Source organism: Lysinibacillus sp. FJAT-14222 (assembly GCF_001278875.1).
In the GTDB taxonomy this organism is placed as follows: Bacteria; Bacillota; Bacilli; order Bacillales_A; family Planococcaceae; genus Lysinibacillus; species Lysinibacillus agricola.
In genome coordinates, this window is record NZ_LIYL01000061.1 from 1 (window position 1) to 17843 (window position 17843).

Annotated in this window: 16 protein-coding genes; 5 read left to right on the top strand and 11 right to left on the bottom strand. The window is 36.9% G+C overall.

What is annotated here, in order from left to right; translation table 11 throughout:
• Window positions 1-343: 343 nt before the first annotated feature.
• Window positions 344-1237 carry a nucleotidyltransferase-like protein gene (locus tag AN161_RS25295; protein WP_053597084.1) on the bottom strand — a complete coding sequence of 298 codons (894 nt, stop codon included), beginning with the start codon at window positions 1235-1237 and terminating at the stop codon, window positions 344-346.
• A 207-nt stretch (window positions 1238-1444) separates the two neighbouring features.
• Between AN161_RS25295 and AN161_RS25300 the strand changes: the two genes are divergently transcribed.
• Window positions 1445-1795: a YgzB family protein gene (locus AN161_RS25300; protein WP_053597085.1), complete on the top strand. Its 351-nt coding sequence runs from the start codon at window positions 1445-1447 to the stop codon at window positions 1793-1795.
• 24 nt (window positions 1796-1819) lie between these two features.
• Here the strand turns inward: AN161_RS25300 and perR are convergent, their stop codons facing one another.
• The 3 genes from perR to bcp all read right to left on the bottom strand — a co-directional run bounded on the left by perR (window position 1820) and on the right by bcp (window position 3840).
• Entirely contained in the window at window positions 1820-2263 is a 444-nt protein-coding gene (gene perR / locus AN161_RS25305) for a peroxide-responsive transcriptional repressor PerR (RefSeq protein ID WP_053597086.1), read from the bottom strand.
• 159 nt (window positions 2264-2422) lie between these two features.
• A complete protein-coding gene (locus tag AN161_RS25310) occupies window positions 2423-3367 on the bottom strand; it encodes a D-2-hydroxyacid dehydrogenase (RefSeq protein ID WP_053597087.1) in 945 nt (314 codons plus the stop codon).
• Complete coding sequence (bcp, locus tag AN161_RS25315) at window positions 3364-3840, bottom strand: thioredoxin-dependent thiol peroxidase (RefSeq protein WP_053597088.1); 477 nt, start codon at window positions 3838-3840, stop codon at window positions 3364-3366. The genes AN161_RS25310 and bcp overlap by 4 nt, the downstream gene beginning before the upstream one ends.
• A 131-nt stretch (window positions 3841-3971) precedes the next feature.
• Here bcp and AN161_RS25320 point away from each other — a divergent pair, with 131 nt between their 5' ends.
• The 3 genes from AN161_RS25320 (at window position 3972) to AN161_RS25330 (ending at window position 7706) form a co-directional block, all read left to right on the top strand.
• Entirely contained in the window at window positions 3972-5258 is a 1287-nt protein-coding gene (locus AN161_RS25320; RefSeq protein ID WP_053597089.1) for a glutamate-1-semialdehyde 2,1-aminomutase, read from the top strand.
• A 254-nt stretch (window positions 5259-5512) separates the two neighbouring features.
• Window positions 5513-6601, top strand: a complete 1089-nt coding sequence (locus AN161_RS25325) for an aromatic acid exporter family protein (protein WP_053597136.1) — start codon at window positions 5513-5515, stop codon at window positions 6599-6601.
• A gap of 583 nt (window positions 6602-7184) precedes the next feature.
• Window positions 7185-7706 (top strand): hypothetical protein, encoded by a 522-nt coding sequence (locus AN161_RS25330; RefSeq protein WP_053597090.1) that lies wholly within the window; start codon window positions 7185-7187, stop codon window positions 7704-7706.
• Between the two features lie 1094 nt (window positions 7707-8800).
• On the opposite strand, the gene nikC is transcribed toward AN161_RS25330, so the two are convergent.
• The 5 genes from nikC to AN161_RS25360 all read right to left on the bottom strand — a co-directional run bounded on the left by nikC (window position 8801) and on the right by AN161_RS25360 (window position 14608).
• On the bottom strand, window positions 8801-9694 hold the full coding sequence (gene nikC, locus AN161_RS25340; RefSeq protein ID WP_053597092.1) for a nickel transporter permease: 894 nt from the start codon (window positions 9692-9694) through the stop codon (window positions 8801-8803).
• Window positions 9695-9709: 15 nt separating this feature from the next.
• On the bottom strand, window positions 9710-10714 hold the full coding sequence (locus AN161_RS25345) for an ABC transporter permease (RefSeq protein ID WP_053597093.1): 1005 nt from the start codon (window positions 10712-10714) through the stop codon (window positions 9710-9712).
• Between the two features lie 278 nt (window positions 10715-10992).
• Window positions 10993-12609 carry an ABC transporter substrate-binding protein gene (locus AN161_RS25350; protein WP_053597094.1) on the bottom strand — a complete coding sequence of 539 codons (1617 nt, stop codon included), beginning with the start codon at window positions 12607-12609 and terminating at the stop codon, window positions 10993-10995.
• Window positions 12610-12630: 21 nt separating this feature from the next.
• Complete coding sequence (locus tag AN161_RS25355; protein ID WP_053597095.1) at window positions 12631-13620, bottom strand: dipeptide ABC transporter ATP-binding protein; 990 nt, start codon at window positions 13618-13620, stop codon at window positions 12631-12633.
• Window positions 13595-14608 carry an ABC transporter ATP-binding protein gene (locus AN161_RS25360; RefSeq protein ID WP_082340430.1) on the bottom strand — a complete coding sequence of 338 codons (1014 nt, stop codon included), beginning with the start codon at window positions 14606-14608 and terminating at the stop codon, window positions 13595-13597. The genes AN161_RS25355 and AN161_RS25360 overlap by 26 nt, the downstream gene beginning before the upstream one ends.
• A gap of 375 nt (window positions 14609-14983) precedes the next feature.
• On the opposite strand from AN161_RS25360, the gene AN161_RS31190 reads away from it, so the two are divergent.
• Window positions 14984-15109 carry a hypothetical protein gene (locus AN161_RS31190; protein WP_277815984.1) on the top strand — a complete coding sequence of 42 codons (126 nt, stop codon included), beginning with the start codon at window positions 14984-14986 and terminating at the stop codon, window positions 15107-15109.
• 35 nt (window positions 15110-15144) lie between these two features.
• Here AN161_RS31190 and AN161_RS25365 read toward each other — a convergent pair whose 3' ends face one another.
• Entirely contained in the window at window positions 15145-16890 is a 1746-nt protein-coding gene (locus AN161_RS25365; RefSeq protein WP_053597096.1) for an ABC transporter ATP-binding protein, read from the bottom strand.
• Between the two features lie 257 nt (window positions 16891-17147).
• A complete protein-coding gene (locus tag AN161_RS25370) occupies window positions 17148-17696 on the bottom strand; it encodes a DUF402 domain-containing protein (RefSeq protein ID WP_053597097.1) in 549 nt (182 codons plus the stop codon).
• Window positions 17697-17843 lie beyond the last annotated feature (147 nt).

A 17843-nucleotide genomic window follows, 5' to 3' on the forward strand; every position in this document is an offset into this window, starting at 1 on the left:
AAAAGAAATTTGATTAGCTCAAATTGTTTTGCTGGCATCATGTTTGATGTCCAAAATTTTGTTTCATTCACTAACTCAAGGTTAGCTACTAAAAACTTTATTGATTACGTTTTGCTTGTTCAGTTTTCAAGGTTCATTGTTCAGTCGTTTTTCAGCGACTTCTTTATAATAACATTCAACTCAATCCGTGTCAATAACTTTTTCAAAAAAGCTTTTTTCATTTCGTTGAGTTTTTTGTTATGTCTTAGCGACAATTAATATACTACAATATCAACATATTAATCGTCAATACTTTTTATAAAAAAATATCGAGGTATTTTTCGATACCTCGATTACTAGCATACTACAGTCCTTGCTCCATTTCTAGAGCTTCTTTATTTACCTTATAATGACGGTGGAATATCATTTCACTTTTCGCAACGATAGGTTCAATTTGAATATAGCCTTTGTCCACTAGATATTCTACGAACACCTCTAAATCTACTGAATAGTTCATGAGCTCATCATGATCGTGTAATTCCTGAATCGTCCAAGTCTCTTTTGTTTGCATTACTTCTAAAATATGTTGAGCACCGTCTCGAGTACGTGAGTGTATTAAAAACTCACTTGCTAAAAACAATAACTCTAACCGTTTTTCTATCGGTTCATTACTTGTAACGAGCTCCTCGTATAATTTATAAATCGCTGGTTCTATTTTTTTTACCTGTGCCCAAACAGTTACTTCTGGATAAAGCCCACTATCAATGATGGATAAACGGCCCAAATGATGTAACGAATCTACTACATGATTATAAGCATCCAGATAGCTACCCTTATCAAAGTATTCTTTTCCTTCTAAGTAACGTCGAATTAACTTTGAAAATTGAATGCCAGTTTTGATTTTACGACCACTAAACGGAAACTCCTGTAATTCAATTTTTAATTTATGAAGAAATTCATTACGATCAAATAATACCCTACCAAAGAAAATCCAATCGACCACTTTTTTATTTGAGCCAATTAGTAGCCATTTTCGTATTATTTTCTCAGTAACAGTATGTAAAGCTACTTTATTTCCTTCATATAAGTAATGTTTCGTAAAGACAGGCTTTTCTGCTTCCTTTACAATAATAAGCAAGACTGTATCAAATGTATCTGTAACATTACTTTTTTCCTCGCGTTTTCCCACTAAAATAACGCCTAATGTATTCGACTGACTTGCACGTTCCTGATATATTGGACGCAAAACTTGTTCCATGTTCAATCCCCCTCTATTTGCTTGTGACCTTTTTCTTCATTCAGTTGGTGTCACGGATTTTCACCGGACTCAATTACGCCAAGGCGAATTGATTTCGTTAAAATTTCGACATACTCTAAAAGTATTCCTTCTTTCCACGTTCTCAAAGCTAAAATACTTTGTTCTTATATGTTATAGTAGATTTTAGATTGGGAGGCAAGATGATAAATGAAACCTTACAAAAGTAAAATTAATAAAATTCGTTCATTCGCATTAGCACTTATTTTTATCGGCTTTGTAGTTATGTATGGGGGAATCTTCTTTAAAAACAATCCTATTCTAGTATTAATTTTCATGACACTTGGTGTACTTTGTATTATTGGTAGTACAGTCGTATATGCATGGATTGGGCTACTCTCAACAAAAGCTATTCAAGTGGAATGCCCTAATTGCCATAAGTACACAAAAGTATTAGGCCGTGTAGATATGTGTATGTACTGCAATGAACCATTAACGCTAGATCCAACTCTAGAAGGAAAAGAGTTCGACCAATCTTATAATAAGACAAAAAAATCCTAGCCCTCATAGAAGAGCTAGGATTTTTTATTGCACTTTTGCAGATGCATCTTTACACGATGGACAAGTGCCGTAAATCTCCAAACGATGCGAATGCACATCAAAGCCTGTTACTTGTGATGCAAATTGTTCAATTTCGTCGAGACCAGGATAATGGAAATCGACTATTTTCCCACAGCATTCACAAATCATATGATAATGATCATTAGTAATGAAATCGAAGCGACTTGAAGCATCACCAAAAGTTAGTTCTTTCACTAGACCAACTTCACGAAAAACGCGAAGGTTATTATAGACAGTGGCTACACTCATATTTGGGAATTTCCCTTCAAGTGCTTTATAAATTTCATCGGCCGTTGGATGTGCCATTGATTGAATTAAATATTCCAAAATAGCATGACGCTGAGGAGTAATACGTACACCAGTAGTTTTTAACGTGTCAAGTGCATCCTGTAAATGCGTTGCAGACATCGTCATGCACCTCTTCCATAAAGATTATTAATTTATAATAGTTATAATTAGTGTATCGAATTCAACTTACTTCTGTCAACAATCACACATGTTTCAGATTAATTAACTGCCCTCAACTTAATTTGCGAACAGCTAAATGATCATCTCTTCTTTTCTTTCTCAATAGCCTCTTGATAAATCCATGACATTTTCTAAATCTGTTTCACCACGTAACCACTTCTCTAAACTTGGCTTAAAAATCTCTAAGCTACGCTCAACATATCGAGATGAGTGACTTGATATATGCGGAGATACTATAACATTCGGTAAAGTCCAGAAAGGATGATCTGCAGCTACAGGCTCTTGTTCAAATACGTCTAGTACAGCATAACCAATTTCACCTGATTGAATGGCATGAATCAGAACACTTTCCTCTACTAAGTTTCCACGACCAAAATTCATGAAAATAGCATCATTTTTCATCGCTGTAAAATGTTCTTCTTTCAATAAATGTGTAGTCTCTTCTGTTTTAGGTAATACAGAAATGACAATATCAGCCTTAGGTAAAGCTTCGATTAATTGATCAAAGCTCACCATGTCATTCATGTTAGCCGCTTCATTCCCCGAACGATTACAGCCAATTGTCACAACACCAAAAGCTTGCAATAAGCGGCCTACTTCCGAGCCAATAGCTCCCGGTCCTAAAATAAGTGCTGTACTATCACGCAACTCGGTTTGCTTCGCTTTTTTCGACCATTCACTTTTCTTCTGCTGATCATACACCCAAGGCAGTGCGCGCTTAATCGCTAAAATATGGGCAAGCATTGATTCTGCCATTGGTGTTTTATGAATGCCACGTACATTTGAAACTAAAAACCCTCGTTCAATAATGGCTTGAGCTGGCATTTTCTCTATCCCTGCTGAAGCTACAAAAATCCACTTAAGCTTTTTCGCAAACTGAATATTTTCATCAGTTAAATCTTCACCATATGTTACAAGCACATCTGCTTTTTGTAGTTCATCATTTGATAAGCCATTTTCAAAAATAAAATCTACTTGTGGAAATTCTTTTACAAGTGGCTCACGTAAATTTGGTCTTGGTTCAAACGTAAAATAAATCCTCATTGCGTCGCCTCCCTTTCTGCTAAATATGTATATACTTCTTCAATATGATTTTTCACACGTACTTTACGCCAAGACTTTATCAAATTTCCTTCTGTATCAATTAAAAACGTCGAACGTTCTATCCCCATATATTCACGCCCATACATTTTCTTCAGCACCCATACTCCATACGTCTCTGCTACGGCATGATCCTCATCTACTAATAATGAGAATGGTAATCCATGCTTATCTATAAATTTGGTATGTTTTTTTGCATCGTCAGGGCTAATACCGAGGACAACTGCATTTAATTTACTAAAATCCTCATGCTTATCACGGAAGTCACAAGCCTCCGTAGTACAGCCTGGCGTCATATCTTTAGGATAAAAATATAAAATAACATTTTGTCCTTTGAAATCCGCTAACTTTACTATTTCTCCTTCTTCATTCATAAGGGAAAAATCTGGTGCTTTTTTTCCTTCTATTAAAGTCATATGAATCTCCCCCTCTGTATGCTCTATTTTACTCTAAGTGATAAAACAAGTCATATCTCTTAATTTCTTTGGATTTCTTGCACTGATAGGTCTACAATAGATGGAGTATAAAGATTTAGGAGGCAATATATATGAATCACACAAAATCTGAAGCAGTACACGCAGAAGCGCTACAGCATATCGTTGGTGGTGTAAATAGCCCTTCTCGTTCTTATAAAGCAGTTGGCGGAGGCTCACCTGTTGCAATGGCTCGTGGGAAAGGTGCATATTTTTGGGATGTTGATGGCAACCGTTATATCGACTATCTAGCAGCTTACGGTCCAATCGTTACTGGTCACGGTCACTCGCATATCGCAAAGGCTATTACACACGCAGCTGAAAATGGCACTTTGTTTGGTACTCCAACTGAATACGAGGTTACTTTTGCTAAAATGCTAAAAGAAGCAATCCCTTCTATGGATAAAGTACGCTTTAATAACTCTGGTACAGAAGCTGTCATGACAACGATTCGTGTTGCACGTGCTTATACAGGCCGTACAAAAGTTATGAAATTCGCTGGCTGCTACCATGGTCACTTTGACTTAGTATTAGTAGCTGCTGGTTCTGGTCCCGCAACATTAGGTACACCAGACTCAGCAGGTGTGACAACTTCAACTGCCGAGGAAGTAATTACTATACCATTTAACAACCCTGAAGCATTTACAGAGGCTATGGATAAATGGGGCGATCAAATCGCTGCTATTTTAATAGAGCCTATTGTTGGAAACTTCGGTATTGTAGAGCCTAACCATGGCTTCCTAGAATTAGTTCATGCCATTGCAAAGGAAAAAGGAGCATTAACTATTTACGATGAAGTTATTACTGCATTCCGCTTCCACTATGGTGGCGCTCAAAACTTATTAGGTTTAACGCCTGACCTAACTGCTCTCGGTAAAGTAATCGGTGGTGGTTTACCAATCGGTGCATATGGTGGCCGCAAAGAGATTATGGATACAGTTGCTCCACTTGGCCCTGCCTATCAAGCAGGCACAATGGCAGGAAACCCTGCATCTATGCAAGCTGGTATTGCCTGCCTAGAAGTATTACAAACTCCGGGTATTTATGATGAGATGGACCGTCTTGGAGGCATTTTAGAAGAAGGTATCTTGGCTGCCGCGAAAAAACATGATGTAACAATTACTGTTAATCGCCTTAAAGGGGCTCTTACAATTTACTTTACAGATGTGAAAGTAGAAAACTATGAGCAGGCTGAAAACTCAGACGGTGAAATCTTTGGCCGCTTCTTTAAATTAATGCTTGAACAAGGGATCAATTTAGCTCCATCTAAATATGAGGCATGGTTCTTAACAACAGAGCATACAGAAGCAGATATTCTTGAAACAATTAAAGCAGTAGATTACGCATTTTCACAATTGTAATTATGTGAATGCACAAAGGCACAAAATCGACAATTGCTTTCGAGCTAATGGGATTACTTTATCTGCTAAACACCTTGTGAGAAGAGCAATTTAGAACCGTGTCTTAAATTAACTATAACTATAAATTATAAGGCGGCTCCCTATGAGTCGTCTTTTTCATGTAAATGACATACAAATCTATGTATTTTATGAACACTTCCTTCTATAATGTAAAGAAGCTTAAAAATTTTAGACAGAAAGGACATCCATTTTCTATGAAATTAGGTGCCCGTGTATTTAAAACTGGTGTCGCCATCGTGTTTGCACTATTTATTGCTGAGTTGCTAGAGCTACCTTCACCTGTTTTTGCTGGGATTGCAGCAATTTTTGCGATTCAACCATCTATTTATCGCTCCTATCAAACGATAGTTGAGCAAGTACAGGCCAATATTATAGGAGCTACCATCGCGGTTATTTTTGGCTTACTTTTTGGTCACCATGTAGTAGCAATTGGCATTGCAGTCATTACTGCTATCGGTTTAATGTTGAAATTTAAACTTGAGAAATCGTTGTCCCTAGCACTCGTTACAGTCGTAGCTATTATGGAGTTTCAAGGAGATGACTTTCTTACATTTGGTCTTATTCGCTTTAGTACCATATTAGTTGGGGTGTTAGCAGCATTTGTTGTCAATCTGTTCTTCCTACCGCCAAAATATGAAGTAAAGCTATTCCGTAAGATTTACTTTTTACAAGATGATATTATTCGATGGACGCGACTTGCTGTTCGTCAGGCATCTGAGCATACATCTACAAAAGGAGCATTAAGCAAGTTTAAGAGTCGTATGCAACGAGTTGATACACTGTATGATTTTTATAAGGAAGAGCGTAATTACTTAAAAAATAAAAAGTATGTAAAAGCACGTAAATTAGTTGTTTATCGTCAAATGATCACAACGTCAAAGAAAAGTTTAGAGCTGCTTCATCGTCTTCATAATCATGAAAACGAATTAGCACAGCTACCGACACAATTTCATTTAATGATTCAAGAGCGACTTGATTTTCTGCTAACTTACCATGAGCAGCTACTGTTAAAATATACAGGAAAATTAAAGCCCGAACATTCTGCGTGGAATAAAAACATCGATTATGTTCAACGTAACGACTTAATGGAAATATTCATCAAACAGATAAGTTATGCTCACGATGAAGGCGATACTGAATTTTCGAGCTATCACTTGCTTTATATTTTATCTCGCATTTTAGATTACGAAGAAAACCTAGAGCATTTGGATACGCTCATTGTGTCGTATCAGACTCATCACGGTCATGAAATCAATGTGGAATTTGAAGAGGAAATTATTTAAAAACCCACACTTTGACAAAAATCTTTTAATTTTATATGGCTCCTTGTTCAACAACATGGAGTAAATGATTCGAAGCATTCGATGCGTTATAGCAACGAATGCTTTTTTCTTGATTCTTATTTTTGTTAGTTAACAAATGATTTCGACTCTCGTTGATATATATGACACAATCAATTAAAATAACATTGAGAAAAGTCTGAACAATAAATGGTGTTTTAACGTGAATTAATACGATTCAAATGTATGGCTATTAAAGAGAATAAACATTTCTCCATCTTTTATTATATTTGTACTCTGTTTCTTGCTGGAACAAGCTTTCTTGCCGCTCCGATATTCAAGGGGTATATTAATGGGGGATTAATGCTAGCCGTCGCTATAACATTACTCCCTTCTGTAGCTTTGAAATAAAGACCGCTCAAAAACACCATGCAAGCCCATATTTTACATTAAATTTATAGAACCCGTTTTGGCACCGTTAATGGTGTTTTGTTTTTAGTTTTGGAGATTTTGTTTTATTAGATTTTATCTAGTTATTTATCATGTTTTAAAGTTTATCTTAGCATCTTAGAAGGAGGTATAATTAGTGGTAAAGAAATTCTCCCTATTAATTGGAATTATAGTTTTGCTAGTTAGTTGTAATGAAGTAAAAGATCCTCTTATATATAATGGTAAAGAATTAACAGTTGGTGTCATTGGTTCATCACCAGAAATAAATGACGAAAAAATTAAATTCAAAGAAATAACTTTTAATAATTTAAAAAGTGACATAATTACTAAAAATTTAGATGGAATTATTATTATGAAAGAATATCTGAAGGAAGCTGATGACGATCAATATGTTGAAGATTATCGTGCATTATCTATTCCGATATTCTTTATGCAATCTACTAAGGCGCATATTCCATTTACAAATAAAGGAGTTACTTATGATAGTATTCCAGATGTGCAGGAGAGCTATGCAACAGGATATTTATGTACTAAAGAAGAAGGGCAGTTTAAGGAACAAACATGGAGATATCAACTGAAAGATAATAAAGAAAACAAAGATAATATTCAAGATATTTATACTCGAATTTTCAAAACCATTGAATTAGTTACTTATTAATTAAACAATTCTTAAATTACTTTATTGTTTTAAAGGGCGTATTCCGTTTTAAACTGTACCTATAAGATAGACACTTTGAAAAAAGTCTATCCTATAGGGTACTTTTGTTTATAATGAAAAAAAGATGTTGGAGTAGAGTGAAATGGCCGTAATTTTGTGCTTGCTCTTCTAGTTTTATTCTTGATGCAAAATCTATAATTTTTGTTGGTAGTTCAGCTACAATGGGTGTCTATCTTGATAGGCGATATTCTGTGTACTCAAAAGAGTATTGCTGTAGGGTTGGAATAAAGTTCAATCAAATACGGGCTGCAAACGCTGATTTTATAATAGAAGAAACCCACGCACTTTGAACAAAGTTTGATCAAAATGTGAAGGTTGAATTTTTTATGTATTTCTACTTTTATAAAAAAGATTAATTAAAACCTTGAACTAATCTTATTAGACTTGCTTAATTAGCTCTTCATTTTACATAATTCATTAATCATGAAGCTTGATAGTTATAACTTTACCCTTCTGATTTTCTTTCCACGATTTCCACCATTTAAGTTCATCATGTGAAAAATCCATTGGGACGCATAGTATCCAATTATCCATTTCATTATTTTCTACCGCTGTTTTAAAAGATTCTCTAATTTGATTTTTTCTACTATCATCTAAGCGATTCAAAAAAACTTACATTGTACAATTGTCGAATCTCCATTTTCCTCAATGATATCAATATTTACTCCGCCATCTCCTAGAACTACCTCAACTTGGTGAACATCTGCATTAGGAAATTCACTAGCATAAACATCATAACAAATGTCTTCAAATTTTTGACGAGCACCTTCTAAGGTTGGAACAGGATTAAGTTCTCAATTTTTATGCAATTTACTAAATATTTTTTTCCAATTATAATTTTGGCTTGTTTCTCTATGTTTTAGCTACGAAGTAATATAGATGGAGAGATAAATATGTTTTCCTTATATTACTTAGCTGTGTACTTAATTTTTATATGTACAATTTTTATTGTTACCAAAAAGCTTAAAAGTAAAATTTAAGCACATCAAAAGGGCGAAGAGTTAGCATTATATCCATCCCTTCGCCCTTTTTTATTAGCTTTTCATTTTCGGATCAAGTGCATCACGCAGACCGTCACCCATTAGATTAAAACCAAGAACCGTTAACATAATAGCTAAGCCTGGGAATATCATCGTCCACGGTGCCTTTAATAAAAATGTGCGGGCATCCGCTAGCATTTTCCCCCACTCGGGTGCTGGTGCTTGAGCGCCTAATCCAAGGAAGCCTAGTGCTGCCGCTTCAATAATCGCTGTCGCTATTGCTAGTGTCCCTTGTACGATGATTGGCGTCATTGAGTTTGGTAAAATATGCGAGAACAAAATTCTTGAATCACGCATTCCAATTGCCTTTGCTGCTACGATATATTCCTCTTCTTTAACACTCAATACTTTCGAACGAATTAAGCGCCCAAAGTTCGGTACGTTAATAATGGCAATAGCAATCAATGCATTTTGTAATGACGGCCCAAGCACTGCCACTACTGCAATAGCTAGTAAAATACTAGGGAACGCTAACATAATATCGAAAATACGCGAGATAATCGTATCAATCCATCTACCATAATAACCCGCAATAATGCCAAGTAAACTCCCTATAATAACGGACAGAATAACCGAAAAAAAGCCTACCCATAAGGAAATACGAGCTCCATGTATGACTCTTGAGAAAATATCCCGACCAAAGTCATCTGTTCCAAACCAATGCTCACTCGACGGTGCTAATAAACGCTTCGTTAAATTTTGTTCATTAATACCTTCAGGAGCAATCATCGGACCACATAAAGCAAGTATAATGAAAAATAGTACAATGCCTGCACCTACTAGGGAGATTTTGCTCTTTTTAAAGCTACGCCAGCCTTCTCTCCAAGGACCTGCCGCACGTTCACGACTTGGTGCTGCCTCTGTTTTTATATCTATCGCTCCAGTCATTATCGTATCTCCCCTCTACTTGTATTTAATCCGTGGATCAATCACTGTATACAATAAATCCACAATCAAGTTAATCATGATAAAAATAAAAGCAATTATTAAAATACCTGATTGAATAACAGGATAATCTCGGAAACCAATGGCATCATAAATATAACGACCAATTCCAGGCCAACTGAAAATTGTCTCTGTTAAAATGGCACCACCAAGCAGTAATCCTGTTTGCAAGCCGATTACTGTTAACACTGGAATAACTGCATTTTTCAATGCATGCTTATACACTACTATAAACATTTTTTGCCCCTTAGCTCGTGCAGTGCGTACATAGTCAGAGCGCATTACTTCAAGCATTGAGGACCTAGTTATCCTTGCGATAATCGCCATTGGAATTGTTGCAAGCGCCACGCCCGGCAATACTAATCGCTTTAATACCTCCGTAAATTGATCAAAGCGTCCTTGTATTAGCGTATCCAGTAAATAAAAATGAGTCATGGAGGTTATTGGATTTCGAACATCTTCTCGTCCAGACGTTGGGAACCAGCCAAGCTGATTACTAAATGCCCATTGCTCCATTAAACCAAGCCAGAAAACTGGTACAGACACTCCAACTAAGGCAACGACCATTGCCACATAATCAAACCATGAATTTTGGAACCATGCAGAAATAATTCCAGCATTTACTCCAACTACCACAGCGATAATCATTGCAAATAGTGCTAGCTCGGCCGTTGCCGCTAAATACGGGAATATTTCCTCTGATACAGGTAATCTAGTTCGTAATGATACCCCTAAATCTCCCTGAAAAATGCCACCTAAATAACTAAAGTATTGCGTATACCATGGCTTATTTAATCCTAAATTTGCGTTTAATGCTTCGACAGCCTCTTTCGTTGCTTGTTGTCCCAAGATTACTTGCGCTGGATTACCTGGGATTGCACGAATTAACATGAAGACGATAAAAGTCATTCCAAGCAAAACTGGGATTAATTGAAACAAACGTCTTCCCATATAGTGAAGCATCTTCTTCACCTCTCTGTTATTTTCATAATATACTTTTGCATGAAAAGCATTGAAGTTTTTACACATACTGTAGAAAGGGTCAGCTTTCACCAAACGGTTTTAACGTTTAGATGATTGGTCTTTCATACAGAAAAAATAACTTTAGCCTATCAGAAAAAGAGCATTTTTATATAATTCTTTTGTAAAAAGAACCTGCAAGATTTCTACGGCTTCCCCGCAGAAAAGCAAGCAGATTCTTCAAAACTCCCTTTTAAATTAATACTTGTTAGCTTTTATGCCTACTTCATATCCACTGCATCTAAACGGTCAGAACCTGTTGGATGCGCAACATAATTTGTAACTTTAGTGTTTGCAGCTAAAATTGGCGTAGAGTGAGCAAGTGGAACCCATGGAGCATCCTCCGAGATAATCTCTTGCGCTTGCTTGTAAAGTTCATTACGCTTGTCCTCATCAATTTCAGTTTGTGCAGCTACTAATAGTTTGTGTAACTCTTGATTATCATAGAATGTATAGTTGTTAGAATGGATGTTATCACCATCTAATAAAGTATAAAGGAAGTTATCCGCATCTCCATTATCACCTGTCCAACCAAGTAAGAATGCATCCGCCTCCCCATTTTCTGCCTTTTCTAAATACGTAGCCCATTCAAAAGATACAATTTTAGATTTAATACCAACATCCTCCAAGTTCTTTTGAATAGCTTCTGCTACTTTTTGTCCGTCTGGCATGTATGGACGTGGAACTGGCATTGCCCATAGCTCAATTTCTTTACCATCATAGCCAGCCTCAGCTAGTAATGATTTTGCTTTTTCTGGATCATATTCATAGCCTTTAACCTCATCGTTGTAACCTGAAATTACTGGAGGCATAGGATTTTTCGCTGGCTCTGCTAGCCCTTCATAAAACGCATCAACTAATGCTTGCTTGTCAATAGCATAGTTTACTGCCTGACGAACTTTTACATTATCAAATGGAGGTCGAGTGACTGTTAAACCTAGATAACCAACGTTCATAGATGGACGTTCAATTAACTGTAAATTGGCATCCCCTTCAATTGTCCCTTTATCAGATGGACTTAAGCCATCAGCCACATCAATATTACCTGCGATTAAATCAGTTAAACGTGCAGAATTTTCCGGAATGGAACGATAAATAACTTTATCTAATTTTGGATAGCCATCAATATAGTAATCTGGGTTTTTCTCGATTGTGATCGCATCATTACGTACCCAGCTCACAAACTTGAATGGACCTGTTCCTACAGGATTTGTTGATAAACCTTCTTCATCTGCCTCAAATGCTGTTGGAGAAGCTATCGCAAATGGAGACATTGCTAAATTTTTCAGGAAAGGTGCCTGTGGTTGGCTAAGCTTGAAGACAACAGTATTGTTACCTTCAGCAGTAACCGATTCTATAACTTGCGTGTCACCAACGACAAATTGAGAGCTAAAATATGGATGTTTATCAGTATTTGATTTCCAGCGCTCAAAATTTTTGACAACTGCCTCTGCATTGAAATCAGTACCATCATGGAATTTCACTCCTTCTTGTAGCTGGAATGTATAAGTCAGACCATCTTCTGACGGTTCCCATGATTTTGCTAAACCTGGCTGAATTGTTACATCTTTCTCACCGAAGTTTACTAGCGTTTCATAAATGTTAGCTGTAACTGTAAAGGATTCTCCGTCTGTAACAACAGCAGGATCTAATGCTACAGAATCTCCTCCACGACCATAGACTAATATTTTTGGTTCACCACTGCTAGCTGTATCGCCACCACTTGAAGTATCTTTACTACCCGTATCCTTAGTATCTGAGCCACCACAAGCAGCTAAGATTGTCGAGAGAACAAGGATAAGCATTACACCCAAAGTCCAAAACTTCTTTTTCTTCATTGAATTTCCCCCTAAGTTTTTTTATATCATTGAATGTTGGATTGCATCATAAAGATGGCAAGCAACATAATGACCCGGCTTTACTTCTTGCATTTTCGGAACTACTTGAGAACATTCTTCTTTTTTAAAAGGACATCTCGTATGGAAAGTGCACCCGCTTGGCGGATTTGAAGCACTTGGAATATCTCCAGAAATAATGAGCTGTTCACGTTCAAACGTAGGATCTGGAACAGGCACTGAGGATAGCAGCGCTTGTGTATATGGGTGAAGTGGCTCAGCATATAAATTTTCGCTTGCTGTCAGCTCCACTAATTTCCCTAAATACATAACACCTACACGATTACTAATATGGCGTACGACTCCTAAATCATGGGAGATAAAAATATAAGTTAGCTTTAATTCCTTTTGTAAGCTTTGCAATAAATTCAATACTTGGGCCTGTATTGATACATCGAGTGCAGAAACAGGCTCGTCCGCAATAAGCAAACGAGGGTTCGTCATAAGAGCACGAGCAATTCCGATACGCTGTCTTTGACCACCACTAAATTGATGTGGATACCGTTTCACATGATATTCATGTAACCCAACAATTTCGAGAAGCTCTACTACCTTCTGTTTCCGTTCCTTTGCATTGCCCATTCCATGAACAATAAGAGGTTCCTCCAATATTTTCCCAATATTATGTCTAGGATTAAGAGAGGCATAAGGATCTTGGAAAATCATTTGAATATCTCTACGGGCTTTGCGCATTTCATTGTTCGATAATTCTGAAATCATTTTACCTGCGAATTCAATTTTACCCTCTGTTGGCTCAAGCAATCGCATTAAAAGTCGACCAGTCGTTGATTTACCACAGCCAGACTCACCTACAATGCCTAATGTTTCTCCTTCAAACACTTCAAAGGAAACATCATCCACTGCCCTGACATCTCCAACCTGTGTATTAAAGACACCCTTCCGGATGGGGAAATATTTTTTCAAACCATCAACTTTCAATAAAACTTTCGACATGATGCTCCACCTCCGGCTTCTCTAGTAAAAAACATCTTGATTTATGCTGCTCTGCTGCATCATATAAAGGTGGTGTTTCTTGCACACAGCGATCCATCGCAAATTCGCAACGTGCTGCAAAACGACAGCCTACCTCAATACTTCCTGGCTTTGGTACACTGCCTGGTATAGAGTAAAGATTGTCCTTTTTAAAACGCATATCTGGTATCGATTTAATAAGTCCTTGTGTATATGGATGCTTCGGATTAGTGAAAATCTCCTGAATAAGCGCCTCCTCTACAATCTGACCTGCATACATTACAATAACCCGCTCACATGTCTCTGCTACAACACCTAAATCATGAGTAATTAATAAAACAGCTGTATTTAAACGTTTATTTAAATCTTTCATAAGCTGCAAGATTTGAGCTTGAATCGTAACATCTAGTGCAGTCGTCGGCTCATCAGCAATCAATACCTTCGGATCACAGACAAGCGCCATCGCAATCATGACCCGCTGTCGCATTCCTCCCGATAGTTGATGTGGATAATCTTTTAATAATTCCTCAGCACGCGGTAATCCTACAAGCTTCATAATTTCAATTGCCCTTGCAAAGGCTTCTTTTTTCGACCATTTTGGATTATGAATTAATATCGCTTCTTTTAGCTGATCCCCAATTGTAAATAAAGGATTTAAGGATGTCATAGGCTCTTGGAAAATCATCGCCACATCTTTCCCACGAATTTTCCGCATTTGTTTATCAGATAATGTTACGAGATTTTTGCCATCTAATAGTATTTCCCCATCCGTTATTTTTCCAGGTGGTGACGGTATTAATCCCATAATGGACAGTGATGTGACACTTTTTCCACTTCCCGATTCTCCTACAATGCCTAATATTTCTCCCTCATGAACAGAAAAATCGATATCATCTACGGCAGGAATTTGTCCATCATCTGTAAAAAAGGTTGTCTTTAAACCTTTTACTTCTAGCAGCTTTTTCCTCATGATCAATCGCTCCATCCTACCTATATTTTACTTAATTACATTAACTATCACTCAATTCCCTATTTTCAGATAATTCTAACCAAAAATCATTGCTCTTTCAATCATAATTATTCTGCAATAAACATAAATTTTCTACATCATTCGAGTTTCGTATTAATAATTTCTTATTAAATAATAATATTTTATATATATAACAAAAAAATAGCCTTCCATTTATGTTTAATGGAAGACTTTTTCTAAATTATTAGCTCATTACCAAAAGTTTTTGGATGACATTTGTTAAAACGTATGGGGATCAGCGTCACAAATGAGACCCTGGAGCGAGCCAGTAGAGGTACGAAGGCTAAAAGCACCACGTCCTGTGATAACGCCTTCGTGACCAACATCCTTTTGGCCCAAGCGGCTCATCGGACGCCCCCAGAAAGCTCTGCTCTGTGCGAAAGCGAAGCGACAGCAACAACAAAGCGCCCCGCCGGAACGGAAATCTCCCCCACGCTATGATGGTGAGTCAGATTTTTTCTATTTGGCGTGGTATATCAATCTAAATGTTGCACTTGGAATAAATTATAGTATGTTCCCTCGTTTTGCATTAATTGATTATGTGTACCACTTTCAATTAATTGTCCATGATCTATAACTAAAATTTTATCAGCATGTGTAATCGTAGAAAGTCGGTGAGCAATAATAATTGTTGTACGTTCATGCGCAAGCACATCTAATGATTCTTGAATAAGTGCCTCGCTTTCTAAATCCAATGCAGAAGTTGCTTCATCCAATATTAAGATAGGCGGATTTTTTAAAAATACACGAGCGATTGCTACTCGCTGCTTTTGACCACCTGATAACTTCACACCGCGCTCCCCGACCTTTGTGTCATAGCCATTTGGCAAGCCCATAATAAAATCATGCGCATTTGCCGCCTTGGCAGCAGCAATGACCTCTTCATCAGAAGCATCTGGCTTACCCATTAAGATATTTTCTTTTACTGAATCACTGAACAAAATATTATCCTGTAGAACGATTCCAATTTGTGAGCGTAAAGAATGTAATGTTACGTCACGAACATCATAACCATCAATACACACGGCTCCACTTGTTGTGTCATAAAAGCGAGGAATCAAACTAATAATGGTTGATTTTCCTCCACCACTCATTCCTACAAATGCAACTGTCTCTCCAGGATTAATAGTGAAATTGATATTGTTTAAAATTTGTGAGCCATCTGCTTCATATTGAAAGTTCACATTGTCAAAGCGGACCTCACCCTTTGCCCGAGGTAGCTCTAACGCATTAGCCTTGTTTTTTACTTCATAAGGCTCGTCTATTAATTCAAACATTCGATCCATTGAAGCAATTGACTGTGTTAACGTCGTTGATGAACTTACGAGACGACGAAGTGGACCATAAAGTCGTTCAATATAAGCAATAAAGGCAACCATCGTTCCGACTGAAAGCTGACCATTAATAACCTGATAACCTGCATAAGCAATTACTAAGAGAGGTGCTACATCCGTGATTGTATTCACCACTGCAAAGGATTTAGCATTCCACTTTGTCTGATCCAGTGCCTTCTCTAAAAATTCACCATTGGCTTCATCAAATAATTTTTGTTCATGCTTTTCTAGCGTGAAGCTTTTAATAATGCTCATTCCAGCTACACGTTCATGTAAATAACTTTGCACACCTGCAAGTGCTTGCGAACGTTTACGTGTTAAATCCCGAAGTTTACCAAAGAAGTACCTCACACTAAATGCATAGAACGGGAATGCAACTAATGCTACTAGCGTAAGCTTAACATCCATTGCGAGCATAATACCGACAGCAATAACAATTGTCGCAAGGTCGAGCCAAATATTCATCAAGCCTGTCATAACAAAAGTTTTTGTTTGTTCCACATCATTAATCACTCTTGAAATAACATCGCCAGCTCTTGTATTTGCATAGTATCTTAAACTTAGTCGCTGTAAATGCGCATATATTTGTTGTCGAATATCAAAAAGCACTTTGTTACTAACATGTTGAGCAAAATATTGACGGTAATACTCAATCGGTGGTCGAACGATAAAGAATACAATAATGGTACCACCTAACCAGTAAAACAGCTCTTTTGTTTTCTCTGCATCCGTTAAATTATCTGCAACGACAATATCATCTAACACAATTTTAATCAGTAATGGGATAAATAGCGGAATCGCAAATTTCACTATACCAATTAAAATCGTTAAAATAATTTCCCATGTATATGGTTTTACAAACCTCATATAACGCTTAATGCTACCCAATTTATATCACATCCTTATTAAAAAGCCTTATCCTTATGTAAATTAAGCAAATGAAAGGCACTTCATTTCGTCCAACATGGAACACCTCACATCACCTCGCACATAAAAAGAAACAGACATCCACAAACTGAATGCCCAAACGTATTATAGCAATATTTCTCCTGAAGTACAGTTAATACGGCTTTATCACTAACTATTTTGCGATCCAATTATTGAAGACATAAAAAAACACCCATTAGTAAAACTAATAGGTGCTACTAACAATCATCTGCTTGCATATCGAGCTGAAACTTATAACGATTTGTCCAGGCATCGATGAAATCAGGTGCAAAGGGTCCTCTTTTTTGTTGTATCCAGCTAATTAATTTATCGACATTGCGCTTTAAAATTTTATCTATGACATCTGGATAAGACATTTCCTTACTATGGAGCTCATATTCATCCTCATCCAAGAGTGAATAAGACATGTCAGGGAAAACTTTAATGTCTAAATCGTAGTCAATATATTTAATGGCATTATTATCGAAAACAAATGGTGAGCTTAGATTACAATAATAATACACACCGTCCTCACGTAGCATGCAAATGATGTTAAACCAGTGCTCCGCATGGAAATAACAAATAGAAGGCTCTCTCGTTAGCCACGTACGACCATCGGATTCTGTCACAAGTGTCCGTTCATTCGCACCGATAATGATATTTTTCGTTCCTTTTAAAACCATTGTTTCTTGCCAAACACGGTGGATACGGCCATTGTGCTTATAACTATGTATTTGTATCGTTTCTCCTTCTACCGGTATTGCCATCTTTGAAGCCCACCTTTTCGTCTATGCTACCTAAATCTAGCAGTCTCTAGTATATTATAGCAATGTGTACGCGAAAGGTGTAGTTAGAAAACCACAAATTTCCCTGCGTCCTTTTGAATTTGTACAAAATTTCGTATATTTGAAGCG